We start from the raw sequence: 19005 nt of genomic DNA, 5'->3' as shown, positions 1-19005 counted from the left end.
GATTTCAGCAATTCTCGAGCGTGGCGCTGGCCAAACCGGGAAAGTCTGTAATCAGGCTGTCAACGCCGAAGTCGGCGAGTCTGCGCATCAGCGCAGGCTCGTTGACGGTCCATACCGACACATGCAACCCCTGACGCTGCGCCTTTTGCAGGCGTTCCGGCGTACACAGGGTCCAGTTCAGTGCCAGAATCTCACAGCCATAGCTGGCCGCGACCTTCAGCGGGTCGAGCCAGGCGTATTCGGCCACCAGTCCGCGGGACACGTCCGGCACCAGCTCCAATGCAGCCTTGAGCACTTCACGGGAGCTCGAGGTGATGGTCACCTTGTCCATCAGGCCGTGACGCTGGACCATTTCGCGAATCGCCAGCACGGTGGTCGCGGCACGCATCCGTGATGCGCTCTTGACTTCCAGCTGCCAGTGATCGAAGTCGCACTTCTCGAACAGTTCTTCCAGCGTCGGAATCGGGCACGGCTTGATCCAGCCCGGGCCACCCTTGCGCGCGTCATAGGTCACAAGCTCGGCCGCCGTGTGTTCGACGACCTTGCCGCGACGGTCCGTGGTGCGCTTGAGGGTCGGGTCGTGGATGACCATCAACTCGCCGTCCCTGGACAGGTGCAGGTCCAGTTCGCAGCGACGCACGCCGTGCTTGAGACATTCCTGAAAGCTGGTCAGGGTGTTTTCCGGTGCTTCGCCCTTGGCGCCGCGATGGCCGTAGATGAGGGTCACGGTTCTTCCTTAAATTAATTGCCTGATTCGAGTTGTTCGCGGGCCAGGCGTCGTTCCTGGGCCTGCTTCTGCAAGATGTGGCGGGCCAACAGTTGGCGCTGGGCGTCGGTCAGGTGTTCGAACTCGGTGCCGACGTCATAGCCATCGCCCTTTCGGTCGCAATGGGTGACGCGGGCGCGCAGCAGCAGGCCCAGGGCTTGCGGCATCAGCACCAGCTTGACCGACAGGTGTGCGCCGGCGGCGATGGGCGATGGGTGCTGAAAGTCGATGCCGCCTTCGGAGATGATCACCGGCTGTGGTTCGCCAATCTGCCCGAGCACGGTGATGGCGATCACCTGGCTCAGCAGATCGATGCGTTTGTTCTGTGATTTCAAGAATGCCGCAATGTTGCGGTCGCGCTCATTGATCTGGCGCAACAGGTGCTGCGACTCGAATTCACTGAGGTGCAGTTCGCTGAGCAAGTTGAAGAGTGGGGAAGCATCCTGCAACACTTCCTGGCCTGCGGCTTCAGAAGCGGACAGGGGCCGAATTTCCAGTGCGATCGTATCCTCGATACGGTAGTATTCGCGGCGATCTTCTTCATCTAATGTCGACATGGCGAACCCATGGTAGCGGCGGTGGTCTGAGTGTAAAGCTGGTTATCGACCCCCGCCACAAGGACGTTCCTTTTCCCTCCGAACAAGCCCCGACATGTTCAGACCTCTCTTCGTATTTATCGGCACGCGTTACACCCGTGCAAAGCGTCGCAATCATTTTGTGTCATTCATTTCCCTGACTTCGATGATCGGGCTCGCCCTTGGCGTGGTCGTGATGATCGTGGTGCTGTCGGTGATGAACGGCTTCGATCATGAGATGCGCACCCGCGTGCTGGGCATGGTGCCCCACGCGACCATCGAGTCCGGCGAGCCGATCAGTGATTGGCAAAGCCTGGCGGCCAAGGTCAGGCAGAACCCGCAAGTGACGGCCGTGGCGCCGTTTACGCAAATGCAGGGGTTGCTGACCAATAACGGCAAGGTCTCGAAGGTCCTGCTCAATGCCATCGACCCGGCGCAAGAGCGCCAGGTGTCGATCATCGATCACTTCATGACCCAGGGCAAACTCGACGATTTGGTGCCGGGCGAGTTCGGCATCGTCATCGGCGACAAGGCCGCAGCCAAGCTCGGTGCGGTCATCGGCGACAAGCTGACCTTCGTCGCGCCGGAGGTCACCGTGACCCCGGCCGGGATGTTCCCGCGCATGAAGCGCTTTACCGTGGTCGGCATTTTCCATGTCGGCGCCGGTGAGCTCGATGGCTACCTCGGCGTCACCAATCTGCAGGATCTGGCCCGGCTGCATCGCTGGAAACCGGATCAGGTCCAGGGCCTGCGCCTGAAGTTCGACGACCTGTTCCAGGCGCCGCGCACCGCGTGGAGCATCGCCCGCGATCTCGGCGAAGACCGCTTCTACGCCCGCGACTGGACCCGCACCCACGGCAACCTGTATCAGGCGATCCGCATGGAAAAAGCCATGATCGGCCTGTTGCTGCTGCTGATCGTTGCCGTCGCGGCGTTCAACATCATTTCCACGCTGGTGATGGTGGTGAACGACAAGAAGGGCGACATCGCGATCCTGCGCACACTGGGCGCCACGCCGGGCACGATCATGCGCACCTTCATGGTGCAGGGCACGGTCATTGGCGTGGTCGGCACGGCCATTGGCGCCGTGGTCGGGATCTTCGCCGCGCTGAATGTCAGTGCCGCGATCTCGGCCCTCGAAGGCCTGATCGGCCACAAATTCCTCAACGCCGACGTGTACTTCATCGATTACCTGCCGTCGCAAGTGCAGAGCCAGGACGTTGTCATGGTCTGCGCCGCCGCGTTGATCCTGAGTTTCCTCGCCACCCTGTATCCAGCCTGGCGTGCCGCGCGCACCCAGCCTGCGGAGGCGCTACGTTATGAGTGAGTCGGGCATGAGTGATAAAGCAATCTTGAGCTGCCGCAACCTGGGCAAATCCTACGAGGAAGGTCCGGAGTCGGTAGAGGTCCTGGCCGGGCTGCAACTGGAAATGCATCCGGGCGAGCGTGTGGCGATTGTCGGCAAGTCGGGCTCGGGCAAAAGTACCTTGCTCAACCTGTTGGGCGGCCTCGATACGCCGACCAAGGGCAGCGTCTGGCTCGATGGCGAAGAGCTGTCGGCGCTGAGCGAGAAGAAACGCGGCCTGCTGCGTAACCGAGCCCTGGGCTTCGTGTACCAGTTCCACCACCTGCTGCCGGAATTCACCGCACTGGAAAACGTCTGCATGCCGCTGCTGATCGGCAAGACCGCGATCCCGCAAGCGCGTCAGCGTGCCACGGCGCTGCTGGAGCGGGTAGGGCTGGGCCACCGGCTGGAACACAAACCGGCCGAATTGTCCGGTGGTGAGCGCCAGCGCGTGGCCATCGCCCGCGCCCTGGTCAACACACCAGGCCTGGTGATGCTCGACGAGCCGACCGGCAACCTCGACGCCCACACCGCCCAGGGCATTCAGGACTTGATGCTGGAACTCAGCACCTCGATGCGCACGGCGTTCCTGGTGGTGACCCACGACATGAACCTGGCCCGCCAGATGGACCGCGTCCTGCACCTGCAGGAAGGTTGCCTCACGCCCATCTGATTGGCTGCAACCCGATGCCTGGAAAGGCGTCGGGTCTTTTATTTTTATACGGTGCCCCAGCGAATGTTCAGACCGTTATCGATCTTTATCGGCACGCGCTATACCCGCGCCAAGCGTCGTAATCGCTTTGTTTCCTTCATCTCGATGACCTCGATGATAGGCCTCGCCCTGGGCGTGCTCGCCATGATCGTGGTGTTGTCGGTGATGAACGGCTTCCAGCGCGAAATGAGCTCGCGCATCCTCGGCATGGTGCCGCATGCCACCATCGTCGGCGTCAACCCGATTGACGACTGGAAGCCCGTGGCAGCGGCGGCGATGAAAAACCCGGAAGTGACGGCGGCGGTGCCGTTCACCGAGATGGAAGGCATGCTGTCCTACAAGGGTACGATGCAGCCCATCCAGGTCAGCGGTGTCGACCCGGCGCTGGAAGGCCAGGTGTCGATTGTCGCCAAGCATATCGTCCAGGGCAGTCTCGAGGCCCTGAAGCCGGGCGAATTCGGCGTGGTGATCGGCGAGATCACGGCGCGGCGCTTCCGCTTGAACGTCGGCGACAAGATCACCCTGATCGTGCCGGAAGTCAGCAATGCGCCGGGCGGCATCACCCCGCGTATGCAACGGCTGAATGTGGTCGGTGTGTTCAAGGTCGGTGCCGAGCTGGATGGCACCATGGCCCTGATCCACATGGCCGATGCCGCGCAGATGCAGCACTGGGAACCGGATCAGGTGCAGAGCGTGCGCCTGGCGGTGAAGGACCTGTACGCCGCGCCGCAAGTGTCGAGCGACATCGCCACGGGGCTGGGCGCCGCCTACAAGGCTGACGACTGGACCCACACCCAGGGCAGCCTGTTCAGTGCGATGAAGATGGAAAAAACCATGATCGGCCTGCTGTTGCTGATGATCGTCGCGGTGGCGGCGTTCAACATCATCGCGACCCTGATCATGGTGGTGAACGACAAGGGCGCGGACATCGCGATCCTGCGCACCATCGGTGCCACGCCACGGCAGATCATGGCGATCTTCATGGTGCAGGGCACGGTGATCGGTATTGTCGGCACCTTGATTGGCGGTGTGCTGGGCGTGATTGCCGCGCTGAACGTCAGCCAGATCGTGGGCTGGATCGAGCGGGTCAGCGGGCAGCACATCTTCAGTTCGGACGTGTATTTCGTCAGCAACCTGCCGTCCGAGCTGCAAGGCGGGGATGTTGTGCTGATCTGCTCTGCCGGGTTTGTATTGAGTTTCCTCGCCACCGTTTACCCGGCATGGCGTGCGGCGAAGATCGAACCGGCTCACGCGTTGCGCTATTCGTAATACACACCCTGTAGGAGCTGCCGCAGGCTGCGATTTTTTGATCTTGCTTTTTAAAAACAAAATCAAAAAATCGCAGCCTGCGGCAGCTCCTACAGGGTGTTTTCTCTTGGTAACTCGATCAAAAACCTGGTCCATTCGCAACGAATCTGCCGCTGTGCAGGGTTTGGCGTGGCGTGCGGCTCGTTGCGCTATTCATGACCCACACCCCGTAGGAGCTGCCGAAGGCTGCGATCTTTTGATCTTTTCAAGGGCAAAATCAGAAGATCTCAGCCTTCGGCAGCTCCTACAGGGCGCTTTCCCTTGGTAATTCGATTACAAACCTGGTCCATCCATCATTCGATTCGCAACGAATCTGCCCGCCGTGGGCGCGGATGATCGACTGGGTAATCGCCAGGCCCAACCCGGCATGCTCACTGCTGCCTTCCTGCCGCGCTGGATCGGCCCGGTAGAAGCGATCAAACAAACGCGGCAGCAACGACCCGTCAATGCCTTCGCCGCTGTTCTCGACCGTCAGGCTCAACCCCTTGGGCTGCTCGACAATCCGCACCCGGACTTCGCCCTCGGCCGGCGTGAACCGCAATGCATTGTCCAGCAGATTGGACAGCGCCCGTCGCAACATGCTGCGGTCACCCTCCATGCGGCCAAGCCCTTCGCGGGTGAGCGTGATCCGGGCGTCCTCTGCCAGCGGCGCAAAAAACTCCAGCAACAGATCCGCTTCCTGCCCCAGCTCCAATGGCTCGCGCTTGGGCATCAACAGGCCATGGTCCGCCTTGGCCAGATACAGCATGTCGTTGACCAGTTGCGCCATCCATTGCAGTTCTTCGAGGTTACTGTGCAAGGCTTCGCGGTAGTCCTCGATGGGGCGGGGGCGGGTGAGGGTGACCTGGGTGTGGGTCAGCAGGTTCGACAAGGGCGTTCGCAATTCATGGGCGATGTCGGCAGAGAACGCGGACAGGCGCTGAAAAGAGTCGTCGAGGCGTCCGAGCATGGCATTGAAGTTGTGGGCCATGTCCGTCAGTTCCGGTGGCATGTTTTCTTCTGGCAACCGCATGTTCAGCGATTGCGCGGAAACACCGCTGGCTACCGCACTGATGCGTCGCAACGGGCGCAAGCCGCTGCGCGCCGCCCAGGCCCCCAGCAGTGCGGTGGCCAGGGCCGACAGGCCGACGGTCAGCCAGATCAGATGCTGCATGCGTTGCAGAAAGTGCTGGTGGTGGGTGATGTCCAGCAGCAGGGTCAGTTGCGGTGAGTCGGGTTTGTCCGCAACAAGCGGCGCATTCAGCACGCGGTAATCCGTGCCTTCATGGCTCACCGTCGACAATCCGGGCTGGCGCGGCAACAGCTGCGGAAGGTTTGCCGAGCTGTCATACCGGCGCTGACCGTCGCTGCCGGTGATGCGCAGTGACAGATCAGCTTGCCGGCTCAGTTCCTCCGTCAGCTTCACTTCGCTGTCACTCGATTGGAAGTCGTTTAGGGCCCGACGCAAGCCCATCAGCTTGGCGTCCAGCAATTGCTGGTCGAGCTCAACAAAGTGCGCCTCACTGGCGCGGCTGAACAGCACCCCGGCGAACAACGACACCACGGCGGTGCAGGCGGCAAACAACAGCGCCAGGCGGCTGCTCAAGGAGAGACGACGCATCAGGCGGGGCGCTCTTCAAGCACGTAGCCCATGCCTCGCACGGTGTGGATCAGCTTGTTGGGGAATTCGTCGTCGATCTTCAGGCGCAGGCGGCGGATCGCCACCTCGATGACATTGGTGTCGCTGTCGAAATTCATGTCCCAGACCTGGGACGCAATCAGCGACTTGGGCAGGACTTCGCCCTGGCGGCGCAGGAGCATTTCCAGCAGGGCGAACTCCTTGGCGGTCAGGTCGATCCGCTGGCCGCTGCGTTCGACCCGGCGCCGGATCAGGTCCAGGCGCAAATCGGCCAGTTGCAGGCTGGTCTCTTGAGGCGTGGCGCTACCGCGACGCAACAGGCTGCGGACCCGGGCCAGCAGTTCGGAAAAAGCAAACGGCTTGACCAGATAGTCATCGGCGCCCAGTTCGAGGCCGTGAACCCTGTCCTCCACGGCGTCACGCGCTGTCAGAAAAAGTACCGGCGTATCCAGGCCGGCGCTGCGCACGGCTTGCAGGATCTGCCAGCCATCGCGGCCGGGCAGCATCACATCGAGAATCAGCAGGGCATACTCGCCAGTGAGGGCCAGTTGCTGGCCGGTGTTGCCATCGGCCACCAGTTCCGTGTTGAACCCGGCCTCGGCCAGACCCTGACGCAGGTAGTGGCCGGTCTTTGGTTGGTCTTCGACAATCAGCAGTTTCATGGGCGACTCATGGCAAATGGAACGAACGCTTTATACCGTGGGCAGCGTTCATTCAGGTCAACCTGACAAAGTTGTAATCCGGCTGTCAGGTTACGGGCAGTGGCAGCAGTTTAGAGTTTTCCTCATGCTTAGCCTTATCTTGTTGGAGTACGACGATGTTTTCACGCAAATCCCTGGCGCAAATCCTCTGTTTGCTGGCGCTGAGCTCACCGGTGTGGGCGGCTGGCGGGCATGCCTACGATTTCGGCCAGCCGGCTCCGGCGGCCAATGCGACTCGCAGTGTCGAACTGGTCATGGGGGACATGTCCTTCACGCCGAAGGCCATCGACATCAAGGCCGGGGAAACCGTGCGCTTCGTACTGGTCAATAAGGGCCAGTTACTGCATGAGTTCAATCTGGGGGATGCGGCGATGCACGCCAGGCACCAGCAGGAAATGTTGCAGATGCAACAGGGCGGCATGCTGACGCCAACAGGCATGAAGGCCATGGACCACGGCAGCATGGCCGGCATGGATCACGGCAAAATGGATCACGGCATGAAGCACGACGACCCCAACAGCGTGCTGGTGGAGCCGGGCAAGACCGCCGAGCTGACCTGGACCTTCAGTGAGGCCACCGGCCTTGAGTTTGCCTGCAACATCCCCGGTCATTATCAAGCCGGCATGGTCGGCAAACTGACTGTCAGTCAGTAAGCACTCAAAGGCGAGAGCAAAGGCTGATAGAATCCGCTGATTCTTCAGTCAGGTTTCCGCCATGCATCCCGCAGCCGAACACTCGCCGCTGGGCAAGTCCAGCGAATACATCGCCACCTACACGCCGTCCCTGCTGTTCCCGATCCCGCGCACCGCGAAGTGGGCGGAGCTGGGCCTGACGGCTGAAACCCTGCCGTACAAAGGCGTGGACTTCTGGAACTGCTTCGAACTGTCCTGGCTGCTGCCGTCGGGCAAGCCGGTGGTGGCGATCGGCGAATTCAGCATTCCGGCGGACTCGCCGAACATCATCGAGTCGAAATCGTTCAAGCTCTACCTCAACTCCCTGAACCAGACGCCGTTTGCCGACACTGCGAGCCTCGAGGCGACGCTGGCCAAGGACTTGTCGGCGGCTGCCGGCAAGCCGGTGGGGGTGCGCATTCGCAGTCTCAAGGATGTCGAGCGCGAAGGCGTCGTGGCCTTGCCGGGCGTGTGCATCGATGAACTGGATATCAGCGTCAGCAACTACGAGCATCCACGGCCGGAACTGCTGCGTTGCGATGATTCGCGCATGGTCGAGGAGAGCGTGCACAGCCATTTGCTCAAGTCCAACTGCCCGGTCACCAGCCAGCCGGACTGGGGCAGCGTGGCGGTGGAGTACCGTGGTGCGGCGCTGGATCACGCGAGTCTGCTCGAGTACATCGTCAGCTTCCGTCAGCATTCGGACTTCCATGAGCAGTGCGTGGAGCGGATCTTCCTTGACCTGCAGCGGTTGCTGAAACCGGAGAAACTGACGGTGTACGCGCGTTATGTGCGTCGTGGCGGGCTGGATATCAACCCGTACCGCAGCACTGAAGCGGTGCAACTGCCGAACCATCGCCTGGTCCGTCAGTAACGAAACCCTGTAGGAGCGAGCAAGCTCGCTCCTACAAAGGCATTGTCTGGTTCAAATTCCCATATTGACCAAGGCCTGCCCGATGTTGCGCAGGGTCCCGGCAAGGGTCGGGTGTTCAAGTTCGAAGCGTTCGACGGCGAGGTTGACGTTGTCGGCGATACTGGAATCTTTGGTCTTGGTTTCGAGCTCAAGCTCAAGTTCGATCTGTTGCATCAGATCGTGTAACTCGGCGCGTTGTGCTTCAGACAATGGAGGATTCTGTTCCAATTGCTCGCGCAGGGCATTGAGCTGTTCTTGCAGTTCGCGGGCAGGCATGGCGTTCTTCCTTCTCTCGATTGGCACTGGCATAGACCGCAGCGGTCCGCCAAAGGTCTATGGCTGACCTTTAGATTAATCCACTCCTGTCTAACCTGCATGATCTCGATCAGGGCTTTTCGCCTTTGAACCGGCGCAACTGGATGTCTGCCAGGCAGGTGTCGAGTTCACCGAGGTGATCGATCACCGAATGCACGCCCAGGCCGAACAATTGCATCGTGGCCTTGCCGCGTTTGATGTCGCGCTCCTGCTGGGTCAACGCTTGCCATTGCCGGGGAGTCAACCCGCACAGCGAACCGCAGGACGCCAGGCCGATGGTCCACAGCCCGGCATTAAGCCCCGCTTGCAGCAGACGGGGTTCACCACTCACCAGTACACAGCCGTCGAGTCGATCAACGTTCAGGGTCATCAGGGCTTGCCAGCAGGCATCCGGGGCGGGCCATGGGCGAATTGTTACAGGATATTGCGTTGGTTTGATCCATTCAGACAGCGCAGCCGCCAGGGGCTGGCTGAGCTCCGGGGGCAGTTCATCGAGCCAGGCACAGGGGATTTGCTGGCGCTGCAAACTGAGCAGACTGTCCAGTGCGCCGGGTGTGGACTCTGCGTGCTCGGCCGAATGGCTGCCGTGGCGATGGGTGTGCGCGCCGAAATCCACCAGGCAGCCACTGAGGCCGAAGAGGACGGCGGTCAGGCGGGGTGCGGTTTGGGGCAAGGCTTCGGCGAGCGGCATGTGGACGTCCCTGAAATAGCCTGAAGGTTAGCGGGCAAGGGTGACAGTTGAGTGACATGGATGTGAATCGCTCACATTTGGCATGATTCCTTCGGCGCGGGATGCGCGCAAAGTGCCTTAAACGGCGTTTACGTCTTATACTTGCCCACTTATTGCCCGGGCCAGGCGCCCGAGCCGGTACAAACCAAGGAGTTTTTTTCTATGCGCTGGAGCAATCATCTAGCCAGGATTTGTGTATGCGCCAGTGTGATGCTGGTTCCGTTCGCTGCCCAGGCAGCCTCGGAAGATGATCCTTGGGAAAGCGTCAACCGCCCGATCTACCAGTTCAACGACGTGATCGACACCTACGCGCTCAAGCCCTTGGCCCAGGGCTACCAGTACATAACTCCGCAGTTTGTCGAGGACGGCGTTCACAACTTCTTCCGGAACATCGGCGATGTGCGAAACCTCGCCAACGATATCCTGCAGGCCAAGCCCCGTGCCGCCGGCGTTGATACCGCACGCATCATTTTCAACACCACCTTCGGCTTGCTGGGCGTGATTGATGTCGGCACCAAAATGGGCCTGCAGCGCAATGACGAAGATTTCGGCCAGACGCTGGGTTACTGGGGTGTCGGCAGCGGCCCTTACGTGATGCTGCCGCTGCTGGGCCCAAGCACCTTGCGCGATGCACCGTCCAAGTACGTCGACAGCTACACGGGCGCCTATCGCTACGTAAACGACGTTCCTGTGCGTAACTCGTTCTTCGCCCTGGACATCATCGATACCCGTGCCAACCTGCTGTCGAGCGAGAAGCTGATCACTGGGGACAAATACACCTTCATCCGTAATGCGTACTTGCAGAACCGGGAATTCAAGGTGAAAGACGGTCAGGTCGAAGACGATTTCTGATTTCGACCGGTAAACCGAAAAAGGGCGGCCATCAAGGTCGCCTTTTTTGTTTGCGAAGACTCGCGTGCAGATGAAATCGCGCTATTCACTGTAGTCTCGACTGGTTTCACTCGTGGGTTTGAACCTTCCATTGGGTTACGGATTTGACTGTTCTTATAACTCTCGGTGATTTGACAAACAAAGACGTCAAGCGACCATCGGCGTGAGCTTGAAACGCCCCGCGGATGGGAGTACCGTCTGCGCCTTAGAAGGGCACCTCTGGTGTACACGTGTGTAGGGCAAATGCCCGAAAGCGGTGCGACAGAGAGGCTAGAAAGCGAATCCAGTAGTGAGTGCCGGGTCAAAATCCCCGCCTGCTACGCCAACCTAATTCTGGCGCCGTTTGCCCACATGCCAAAAACCAGTGCCACGCTGCTGATAATCGATGATGACGAAGTAGTGCGCGCGAGCCTCGCCGCCTATTTGGAAGACAGTGGTTTCAGCGTCTTGCAGGCCAGCAATGGCCAGCAGGGTCTTCAGGTATTCGAGCAAGACAAGCCCGACTTGGTCATCTGCGATCTGCGCATGCCGCAGATGGGCGGACTCGAACTCATCCGCCAGGTCACCGAGCTGTCGCCGCAAACACCGGTGATCGTGGTGTCGGGTGCCGGCGTGATGAACGACGCGGTCGAGGCCCTGCGCCTGGGCGCGGCGGACTACCTGATCAAGCCTCTCGAAGATCTGGCCGTGCTCGAGCACTCTGTGCGCCGGGCCCTGGATCGCGCGCGCCTGCTGCTGGAGAACCAGCGCTACCGCGAGAAGCTGGAGAAGGCCAACCGCGAGCTCGAAGCCAGCCTGAACCTGCTCCAGGAAGACCAGAACGCCGGTCGCCAGGTGCAGATGAACATGCTGCCGGTCAGCCCGTGGACCATCAACGAGTTCAAATTTGCTCACCAGATCATCCCGTCGCTGTACCTGTCGGGTGATTTCGTCGACTACTTTCGCGTCGACGAGCGTCGGGTAGCGTTTTACCTGGCGGACGTTTCCGGTCATGGCGCCTCTTCAGCCTTCGTCACCGTGCTGTTGAAGTTCATGACCACGCGCTTGCTGTTCGAATCCAAGCGCAGCGGCACCTTGCCGGAATTCAAGCCTTCAGAGGTTCTTGGTCATATCAACCGGGGCCTGATCAGTTGTAAGCTGGGTAAACACGTCACAATGGTCGGTGGAGTCATCGACGAGGAGACCGGTTTGTTGACCTATAGCATCGGCGGTCATTTGCCGTTGCCAGTGTTGTACACGCCAGACAGTGTTCGTTATCTGGAAGGGCGTGGCCTGCCGGTGGGCCTCTTCAACGAAGCCACCTATGAAGACCACGTGCTGGAGTTGCCGCCGACGTTCAGCCTGACGCTGATGTCTGATGGCATTCTGGACCTTTTGCCAGAACCCACACTCAAAGAAAAAGAAGCGGCGTTGCCCCAAAGGGTCAAGGCGGCGGGCGGCACCCTGGATGGGCTGCGGCAGGTTTTTGGATTGGCCACGCTAGGGGAGATGCCGGATGATATCGCCCTGTTGGTGTTGAGCAGGAATCTTTGATGAGTACCGGTAGAATCCAGTTCGCCGAGCAGGACGGCACTTTCGTCCTGAAGTTCGTCGGTGAAGTTCGCCTGACCCTGTGTTCGGCGTTGGATGCGACTATTGAGCGGATCTTCAGCGCGTTGAATTTCAACGCGATCGTGATCGATCTGACCGAAACTCGCAGCATCGACAGCACCACGCTTGGCCTTCTGGCCAAGCTGTCGATTCTGTCGCGGCAGAAAGTCGGACTGCTGCCGACCGTCGTCACCACCCACGAAGACATCACGCGGCTGCTGCAGTCCATGGGCTTCGAGCAGGTCTTCAACATCGTCGACAAGCCGGTGCCCTGCCCGGAATGCCTGGACGATCTGCCAGACCAGGATCAGTCCGAAGAGGTGGTGCGGATCAAGGTGCTCGAAGCGCACAAGATCCTCATGGGCCTGAACGACACCAATCGTGAAGCCTTCCATGACCTGGTGAATGCGCTGGAGCGGCACTGATTTCCTGTAATTCTTGAGAACACTGTTGACCTGTGGTGAGGGGGCTTGTCGGATCGCCGCACCGTCCCGCTGGGCAGCGAAGCGGCCCCACCAAATGGGCCTGCTGCGCAGTCCAACGGGAGCAAGCTCCCTCGCCACACATCATCATCTGCCACAAAGTAACGCACTATAAAAAAGGGCGAACCCGTGAGGGTTCGCCCTTTTTGCATGACACCCGCTCCGATCACAGCTTGGCTTGCAACAACGCCTCAAGCTTCTCCTGATCCCGCGCGAACTGACGAATACCTTCAGCCAGCTTCTCGGTCGCCATCGCATCTTCGTTGGACAACCAGCGGAACTGCGATTCGTTGAGGCTCAGGCGCGCTTCGCCGGCATGGCCTGGCGCCAGTTTGCGTTCCAGCTTGCCGGTATCCGCTGCCAGCTTGTCGATCAGGTCCGGGCTGATGGTCAGGCGGTCGCAACCGGCCAGTTGCTCGATCTGGCCCAGATTGCGGAAGCTCGCCCCCATGACCACGGTCTTGTAGTCATTGGCCTTGTAGTAGTTGTAGATGCGCGTCACCGACTGCACGCCCGGATCATCCGCACCGGTGTAATCGTTGCCGTTGGCTTTCTTGTACCAGTCGTAGATACGGCCCACGAACGGCGAAATCAGGAACACACCGGCATCGGCACAGGCGGCTGCCTGGGCGAAGGAGAACAGCAGGGTCAGGTTGGTCTGGATGCCTTCCTTTTCCAGGATCTCGGCGGCGCGGATGCCTTCCCAGGTGGAGGCGATCTTGATCAGTACGCGGTCGCGGCCAATGCCGGCCTTGTCGTACAGCTCGATCAGGCGATGGGCGCGCTTCAACATGGCATCGCTATCGAACGACAGGCGCGCATCCACTTCGGTGGAAATGCGGCCCGGGATCACTTTCAGGATTTCCTGACCCACGGCCACGCCGAAACGGTCGCTGGCCAGGCCCACATCGCCCTTGCAGTCGTTGACGCTGGCGTTCAGCAGCTCGGCATACGCAGGAATGGCCGCGGCCTTGAGCAGCAGGGAAGGGTTGGTGGTCGCGTCCACCGGTTTAACGCGAGCGATCGCTTCGAAGTCGCCGGTGTCGGCAACCACGGTGGTCATTTGTTTGAGTTGTTCCAGCTTGGAAGTCATGGGCGTGCTCTGTCCTATGGGTCTGATGACATTACCCGAGCGCTGACAGCCACTCAAGGGCGTGTACGTGTATAGACGGCCCCTATGGCAACAACCTGAAAACGATTGTTTGAAAGGCGGGGCGTGGTATCGATGAATACGATGCCGAAACGCGGCACAGGTTCAAAGCAACTGACCGTCAGCGCCCCGTGGACGTACGTCCTACTGCGTTTTCAGCTGGGTAGAGACGGCCATTTTCGCCGGTTTCGCCTGGCCGTCGGAGGTCAGGAAACCGAAATTCCGCTCCCGGTCGTTGCTGCCCGTTTCACTGTTTTTCCACTCGTAAATCGATGTCAGCGGGATGTCGAGCTTCTTGACGTCGGCGATGAAGGTGCTGATTTTGCTGGCCTGGGCTTCAATCCCGCCGTTCGAACTGAGGGAGGGTACGCCCCATTCACTGATGACGCCCGGCAGATGGTAGTTCTGCTGAATAAACGCCTGGGCCTTGCTGATCTGCTCGCCGGACATGCCATAGGGGTGATAGGAGATCGCACTCAGGCATCGGGGGTATTCACCGACGATTTTCTTCAGCGCCAAGGCTGACGTGGTGCCAACACTCGGTGGCCGGGCGAAGCCAAAGCCGATCAGTGGCGTTGATGGCGGTTGGTCCTGCATCGACTTGCACAGGGCACTCATGAACGGCACGAATGTCGTGTCGAGCTTTCGGGTTGGCCAGTACTTCGCCAGGTCCGGTTCGTTCCATATTTCAATCGCGACGAGCTGCACGCCGTATGACTTTTCCAGCCTCTTCACCGAACTGGCGAACGATTCGCCCGCCGCAACGAGTTCGTTGGTGTTGTCGGGCGCGGAGGCCAGCGTCTTGGTCGAGCGTACGGTCATCAGTACCGGCAGATCGGCGGACCTGGCTGCGGCAAAGGCGTCGCTGATCTGCTTTTGATACGCCGCGCCGCCCAGGCTGTTGGTCCACACGCCAAAGCGCACGAATCCGAAGCCGGCGGCCTTGATCTGCTCGGCATCGGCAGGGGAGAAGGTCTGGATCTTCACCTGGACACCGATGGTCTTGTTGGCGGCCAGTACGGGGAACAAGTCACTGGCGTAAACCTGACTGGCTGCACCCAGCATTAACAGGGCTGAGGCGCTAAGCCGTTTGAAGCGTACTGCTTTCATGCCTGCACTCCTGGCGGGTAATGACATTTTCCAATCGTTGACGCGTTACTTTCATTTCGATACTCGCGAGGGTGCGAAGTGCGCGAATGTTATTTTTTGTCAGGTATTCAGTTCCGGAAAATCACAGTTATTTTTGGTCCGGTAATTCTGGTTGGGTGGCTTTTGGGGGCTGTGGTACTTAATGCACTTGTATTAACAGGGCGAATCTATTTCTCAGTGCCGCGAGGTCTTGTGGGTTCACTAAAGCCCACTGGCATATTGGCCTATTGATATTACACGGGAAAGTAACCTTGTTCAGAAAGATCCTTGTCGTTTGCGTGGGCAATATCTGCCGAAGTCCGACAGCAGAAACTTTGCTGCGTAACGCGCTGGCCCCTTCAACGATCACGGTCACCTCGGCGGGCCTTGCCGCACGGGTAGGCGAGGCCATGGAACCGTCGGCCCTCCAGGTTCTGGAAGACCATGGGCACAGTGCCCAGGGGTTTAAGGCGCGGCAAATTACACCGGACATCGTTAATGAATCAGACCTGATTCTGGTCATGGAAAAAGAGCATGTAAAACAAGTACTGAAGATTGCCTCTCATGCCAGGGGCAAAGTTTTTCTGCTCGGAAAGTGGCAGAGCGAGCGAGAAATACAGGATCCGTATCGTCAAGGAAAGGCCGCTTTTATTCATGCCCATGCATTGATTGAAGATGCTGTTAGCTCATGGGCGCAGCGCCTCGGACATTGATGAACATTCTTCAGATCAGTGAATGGTAAGAACAGACTTATGCAGTTACCGTCAGTAATCGGCACCCGTGACAACGATCAAGACAGCATTGATCTTCTGGGCATATTTGGCAGTCTGATTGACCAGAAATGGTTGATCGGTGCGCTCACCGGTGCCTTCATGGCAACCGGCGTTGCCTATGCGGTTTTGGCAACGCCCGTGTACCTGGCGAACGCGCTGGTGCAGGTCGAACCGAAGAAGAACGACATGCTCGGGTTCTCCGATCTCAACAGCATGCTCGGCGGGCAATCGCCGTCGGTGACCGAAATCGGCATCATCAAGTCCCGCGCGGTGATCGGCAAAACGGTTGATGATCTGCGCCTTGATATCGACGTCACCCCCAACACCTTCCCGGTCATCGGCGGTTTTCTCGCCCGACGTTATCGCGGCGAGACCGAGTCCAGTGTCGCGGCGCCGCGTTTCGGCCTGAACAGCTACGCCTGGGGCGGTGAGCGCCTGGAGATCAACCGGCTCAATCTGCCGAAAGAACTGCTGGGCAAGAAACTCACGCTGATTGCCGGTGAACAGCATCAATTCCAGTTGTTCGATGAAAACGACAACCTGCTGGTTGAAGGCGTCGCTGGCGAGGCGTTCGCGAAAGACGGTATAGAGGGGCAAATCGCTCAGTTGTCGGCGAACCCGGGCACCCGCTTCGAGGTGGTGCGCAATCCACGAATCGTGACCATCCAGAGTTACCAGGATGCGCTGGATATTGCCGAGCAAGGCAAGGAGTCGGGGATTATTCGTCTGGCCCTGGCCAGCACCGACGCCGCAGAGGCGGTGAAAATCCTCAACAAGATCGCTTCGTTGTACGTGCAGCAGAACGTCCAACGCACGTCGGCGGAAGCGGCGCAGAGCCTGGCGTTCCTGCAAGGCCAGCTGCCGCAGGTCAAACGCGACCTGGCCAAGGCGAGCGATGCGCTCAACGGTTATCAGACCCGCGGCAAGACGGTCAACATTTCCCTCGAAACACAATCGGTGCTGGAGCAGGTCGTCAGTCTGGACACACGTATCTCCGAACTGAAAATGCAACAGGCGGAGATGGATCGCAAGTTCACCAGGCAGCATCCGGCGTATCGCGCGTTGATGACCCAGATCGGCGAATTGACTCAGCAGCAGAAGGCGCTGGAGAGCAAGGCCCAGGACCTGCCGGCGACGCAACAGGAACTGCTTAACCTGACCCGCGATGTGGAAGTGGCGTCGCAGATCTACACGCAACTGCTGAACAAATCCCAGGAACTGGATATCGTCCGGGCAGGGGCAGTGGGCAATGTGCGCTTGGTCGATTCCGCGGATGTCGACCTGACCAGCCCGGTCAAACCGAAAAAAGCCTTGATCGTTCTGATCGCAACCTTCCTCGGTGCCTTTTTCGGGGTGGCGGTGGTGTTGCTGCGCAAGTCCCTGAGCCGGGGCCTGGAAGGTCCGGAGGCCATCGAGCAACTCGGCTTGCCGGTGTACGCATCGATTCCATACAGCGCACTGCAGCAGGAAGAAGACAGTAAAAAAATTCGCGCCAAGGACGGGGCGGACAAGCCGGCGTACCTGTTGGCCCTGCGTAATCCGACGGACCTGTCCATCGAGTCGATCCGCAGTTTGCGCACCTGCCTGCACTTTGCCGGGCTGGATTCGACCAGCAACCGGATCATGATTTCCGGCCCGAGCCCCCAGGTCGGCAAGACCTTCGTCTCTTCCAACCTGGCGGCGGTCATGGCGCAGAGCGGGCAGCGAGTGGTGCTGATCGATGCCGACATGCGCAAAGGCCATCTGCACAAGACGCTGAACACACCGATCGACAACGGTTTGTCGGACCTCTTGGTCAAGCGCTGCAGCCTCGAGCAGGCGATCCATAAAGTCGAAGTCGACAACCTGCATTTCATCAGTCGCGGGCAGGTCCCGCCCAATCCTTCCGAGCTGTTGATGCACGCCAACTTTCGTGAGCTGCTGGCGCAACTCAGCGAGCTGTATGACGTGGTGATCATCGACACGCCACCGCTGCTGGCGGTGACGGATGCGGCGATTGTCGGTCGCGAAGCGGGGATCAGCCTGATTGTCACGCGCTTCGGGGTGAACCCGGCCAAAGAGATCGAACTGACGATTCGGCGCTTCGCCCAGAACGGCATCGAATTGAAGGGCGCGGTATTCAACGGCGTCGAGAAGCGCGCGGCCAGCTACTACGGCAACGGCGGCTACGGCTATTACAACTACGAATACGCGTCCGACAAATCCTGAGTGTCAGGGGGTGTCCTTTCATGTTTGAAGTGGGTGAGTTGTGAAAAAAATACTGCACGTGGCAGAGACGATCAAAGGTGGCGTCGCGACGGTGATCCGTACGATTTCGGCTTCCCCCGAAGGCGACGCGGCAAACTATGAGCTGGTCTATCTGGTCCCGCAGGATCAGGAAAAGGAACTGCACGGGATTGCCGGGCAACAGATCCGTACCTTCGCCCGGACCGGACGCAATGTGCCGTCGTTGCTGCGCTTCGCCTGGCGCTTGACCCAGGTGATGCTCAAGGAAAAACCCGATGTCGTGCATTTGCACAGCACCTTTTCCGGGGTTATCGGGCGTTGCGTGTGCGTGCTGTTGCGACCTTGGCGCAAGCCGAAAGTCGTCTACTGCCCCCATGCCTTTTCGTTCCTGATGGAAAGTTCGCCGACCAAGCAGAAAGCCTACGCGTGGATCGAGCGGGTACTGCAGAAGGTCACCGACGTGATCATCTGCGTCAGCCAGTACGAGCTCGACAAAGCCGCACGCTTCGGCATTCAGCGCAAACGCATGAAGCTGATCTACAACGGCATTCATCACAAGGATGACGCGCCGAAAGCCAGCAGCCCCGCGCCCATCCATTTGCTCTTCGTCGGCCGTCTCGACTATCAGAAAGGCTTCGACGTGTTGCTCAAGGCTTTCGCCAACGTCCAGCGCAGCGACCTGAAACTGACGGTGGTTGGCAGCGCCGTGAACGAGGATTCGGTCGAGTGCCCGCCGATGGACGGGGTTGAATACCTGCCATGGGTGACGCCGAGCGAAGTCCAGGCGCTGTACCGCAAAGCCGATGCGCTGATCGTCCCGAGTCGCTGGGAAGGCTTTGCCATGGTGCCGCTCGAGGGCATGGCCATGGGCTTGCCGGTGATTGCCAGCAACTGCACGTCGCTGCCCGAACTGGTCACCAACGAAGTGTCGGGCTACGTCTTCCCCAGCGGCGACCACCAGGCGCTGGCCGATGTGCTGACGAAAATCCAGAAACCGCGGCTGCTCGACCTTGGCAGCGAAGGGCGCAGCATCGTCCGCGAGCGCTTCAGCGCCGCGTTGATGATCCGCCAGACCTATGACCTGTATCGCGCCCCCACTTTTAAGTAGAAA

The 19005-nt window shown here is 59.7% G+C and carries 19 protein-coding genes; 11 read left to right on the top strand and 8 right to left on the bottom strand.

Annotation, left to right across the window (positions count from 1 at the left end):
* Positions 1 to 4 precede the first annotated feature (4 nt).
* A complete protein-coding gene (locus KW846_RS04470) occupies positions 5 to 727 on the bottom strand; it encodes a glycerophosphodiester phosphodiesterase (RefSeq protein ID WP_015095944.1) in 723 nt (240 codons plus the stop codon).
* A gap of 14 nt (positions 728 to 741) precedes the next feature.
* On the bottom strand, positions 742 to 1323 hold the full coding sequence (locus tag KW846_RS04465; protein ID WP_095965249.1) for a PilZ domain-containing protein: 582 nt from the start codon (positions 1321 to 1323) through the stop codon (positions 742 to 744).
* 94 nt (positions 1324 to 1417) lie between these two features.
* Between KW846_RS04465 and KW846_RS04460 the strand changes: the two genes are divergently transcribed.
* The 3 genes from KW846_RS04460 to KW846_RS04450 all read left to right on the top strand — a co-directional run bounded on the left by KW846_RS04460 (position 1418) and on the right by KW846_RS04450 (position 4667).
* On the top strand, positions 1418 to 2668 hold the full coding sequence (locus KW846_RS04460) for a lipoprotein-releasing ABC transporter permease subunit (RefSeq protein ID WP_007972108.1): 1251 nt from the start codon (positions 1418 to 1420) through the stop codon (positions 2666 to 2668).
* 7 nt (positions 2669 to 2675) lie between these two features.
* Entirely contained in the window at positions 2676 to 3359 is a 684-nt protein-coding gene (gene lolD / locus KW846_RS04455; protein WP_167399534.1) for a lipoprotein-releasing ABC transporter ATP-binding protein LolD, read from the top strand.
* Between the two features lie 63 nt (positions 3360 to 3422).
* Positions 3423 to 4667, top strand: a complete 1245-nt coding sequence (locus tag KW846_RS04450) for a lipoprotein-releasing ABC transporter permease subunit (protein WP_116582096.1) — start codon at positions 3423 to 3425, stop codon at positions 4665 to 4667.
* Between the two features lie 283 nt (positions 4668 to 4950).
* Here the strand turns inward: KW846_RS04450 and KW846_RS04445 are convergent, their stop codons facing one another.
* Entirely contained in the window at positions 4951 to 6306 is a 1356-nt protein-coding gene (locus KW846_RS04445; protein WP_218481466.1) for a heavy metal sensor histidine kinase, read from the bottom strand.
* Complete coding sequence (locus KW846_RS04440; protein WP_218474966.1) at positions 6306 to 6986, bottom strand: heavy metal response regulator transcription factor; 681 nt, start codon at positions 6984 to 6986, stop codon at positions 6306 to 6308. Before KW846_RS04440 ends, KW846_RS04445 begins: the two co-directional genes overlap by 1 nt.
* Positions 6987 to 7141: 155 nt before the next feature.
* On the opposite strand from KW846_RS04440, the gene KW846_RS04435 reads away from it, so the two are divergent.
* Positions 7142 to 7678, top strand: coding sequence for a plastocyanin/azurin family copper-binding protein (locus tag KW846_RS04435; protein ID WP_218481465.1), 537 nt, complete (start codon positions 7142 to 7144; stop codon positions 7676 to 7678).
* Between the two features lie 61 nt (positions 7679 to 7739).
* The gene (queF, locus tag KW846_RS04430) at positions 7740 to 8570 is read left to right on the top strand and encodes an NADPH-dependent 7-cyano-7-deazaguanine reductase QueF (RefSeq protein WP_116582092.1); all 831 of its coding nucleotides are present in this window, start codon (positions 7740 to 7742) and stop codon (positions 8568 to 8570) included.
* A 51-nt stretch (positions 8571 to 8621) separates the two neighbouring features.
* On the opposite strand, the gene KW846_RS04425 is transcribed toward queF, so the two are convergent.
* Positions 8622 to 8885 (bottom strand): DUF4404 family protein, encoded by a 264-nt coding sequence (locus KW846_RS04425; protein ID WP_218481464.1) that lies wholly within the window; start codon positions 8883 to 8885, stop codon positions 8622 to 8624.
* A 109-nt stretch (positions 8886 to 8994) separates the two neighbouring features.
* Positions 8995 to 9615 (bottom strand): HAD family phosphatase, encoded by a 621-nt coding sequence (locus KW846_RS04420; RefSeq protein WP_116582091.1) that lies wholly within the window; start codon positions 9613 to 9615, stop codon positions 8995 to 8997.
* A gap of 201 nt (positions 9616 to 9816) precedes the next feature.
* On the opposite strand from KW846_RS04420, the gene KW846_RS04415 reads away from it, so the two are divergent.
* The 3 genes from KW846_RS04415 to rssC all read left to right on the top strand — a co-directional run bounded on the left by KW846_RS04415 (position 9817) and on the right by rssC (position 12560).
* Positions 9817 to 10506, top strand: coding sequence for a VacJ family lipoprotein (locus KW846_RS04415; protein ID WP_218481463.1), 690 nt, complete (start codon positions 9817 to 9819; stop codon positions 10504 to 10506).
* 390 nt (positions 10507 to 10896) lie between these two features.
* The gene (gene rssB / locus KW846_RS04410) at positions 10897 to 12078 is read left to right on the top strand and encodes a two-component system response regulator RssB (protein WP_033048238.1); all 1182 of its coding nucleotides are present in this window, start codon (positions 10897 to 10899) and stop codon (positions 12076 to 12078) included.
* Positions 12078 to 12560, top strand: coding sequence for an anti-sigma factor antagonist RssC (gene rssC / locus KW846_RS04405; RefSeq protein ID WP_007978612.1), 483 nt, complete (start codon positions 12078 to 12080; stop codon positions 12558 to 12560). Before rssB ends, rssC begins: the two co-directional genes overlap by 1 nt.
* A 223-nt stretch (positions 12561 to 12783) precedes the next feature.
* Here rssC and tal read toward each other — a convergent pair whose 3' ends face one another.
* Positions 12784 to 13710, bottom strand: coding sequence for a transaldolase (gene tal / locus KW846_RS04400; protein WP_102698722.1), 927 nt, complete (start codon positions 13708 to 13710; stop codon positions 12784 to 12786).
* Between the two features lie 201 nt (positions 13711 to 13911).
* Positions 13912 to 14877 carry a glycosyl hydrolase family 5 gene (locus KW846_RS04395; RefSeq protein ID WP_218481462.1) on the bottom strand — a complete coding sequence of 322 codons (966 nt, stop codon included), beginning with the start codon at positions 14875 to 14877 and terminating at the stop codon, positions 13912 to 13914.
* 290 nt (positions 14878 to 15167) lie between these two features.
* Here KW846_RS04395 and KW846_RS04390 point away from each other — a divergent pair, with 290 nt between their 5' ends.
* From KW846_RS04390 to KW846_RS04380, 3 genes are read left to right on the top strand one after another with little or no spacing between them, the layout of a single operon-like run.
* Complete coding sequence (locus tag KW846_RS04390) at positions 15168 to 15608, top strand: low molecular weight protein-tyrosine-phosphatase (RefSeq protein WP_102698720.1); 441 nt, start codon at positions 15168 to 15170, stop codon at positions 15606 to 15608.
* Between the two features lie 39 nt (positions 15609 to 15647).
* Positions 15648 to 17876, top strand: coding sequence for a polysaccharide biosynthesis tyrosine autokinase (locus tag KW846_RS04385; RefSeq protein ID WP_218481461.1), 2229 nt, complete (start codon positions 15648 to 15650; stop codon positions 17874 to 17876).
* Between the two features lie 40 nt (positions 17877 to 17916).
* On the top strand, positions 17917 to 19002 hold the full coding sequence (locus KW846_RS04380) for a glycosyltransferase (RefSeq protein ID WP_218481460.1): 1086 nt from the start codon (positions 17917 to 17919) through the stop codon (positions 19000 to 19002).
* Positions 19003 to 19005: the final 3 nt, after the last annotated feature.

It is taken from the genome of Pseudomonas sp. PDM32 (assembly GCF_019219225.1).
Taxonomy (GTDB): Bacteria; Pseudomonadota; Gammaproteobacteria; order Pseudomonadales; family Pseudomonadaceae; genus Aquipseudomonas; species Aquipseudomonas laurylsulfatiphila.
This window is presented reverse-complemented; position numbering and strand designations above follow the sequence as displayed.